This is a genomic window from Citrobacter sp. Awk 2, from assembly GCF_028069815.1.
Lineage (GTDB): Bacteria > Pseudomonadota > Gammaproteobacteria > Enterobacterales > Enterobacteriaceae > Citrobacter.
Map to the genome: position 1 here is coordinate 1 of NZ_JANEWL010000250.1, position 574 is coordinate 574.

Consider the following 574-nt stretch of genomic DNA (forward strand, 5'->3'; position numbering starts at 1 on the left):
GCGCGGGGATCTCCGCGGAAAGCGGTGTACCGACGTTCCGCGATGACAAGAACGGATTGTGGGCCCGATTCGACCCTTACGAGCTGTCCAGCACGCAAGGCTGGCTGCGCAACCCCGAGCGGGTCTGGGGATGGTACCTATGGCGCCATTATCTGGTGGCCAACGTCGAACCCAACGACGGGCATCGCGCGATCGCCGCCTGGCAGGACCATGCTGAGGTCAGCGTCATCACCCAGAATGTCGACGATCTGCACGAGCGCGCCGGCAGCGGTGCGGTGCATCACCTGCACGGCAGCCTTTTCGAATTTCGTTGTGCACGTTGTGGTGTGCCCTACACCGACGCCCTTCCGGAGATGCCCGAGCCTGCGATCGAAGTGGAGCCGCCGGTCTGCGACTGCGGCGGTCTGATCCGGCCCGACATCGTATGGTTCGGTGAGCCGCTGCCAGAGGAGCCGTGGCGGAGCGCGGTCGAGGCGACAGGGAGCGCCGACGTGATGGTCGTGGTGGGGACCTCGGCGATCGTCTACCCGGCGGCCGGTTTACCCGACCTGGCGCTGGCGCGCGGCACTGCCGT

General features: G+C 66.7%; 1 protein-coding gene. It reads left to right on the top strand.

Translation table 11 applies throughout. The features are described 5' to 3' along the window. Window positions 1-574: NAD-dependent protein deacylase (gene cobB / locus NNO02_RS23480; RefSeq protein ID WP_271455901.1), on the top strand; the 574-nt coding region annotated here is incomplete at both ends.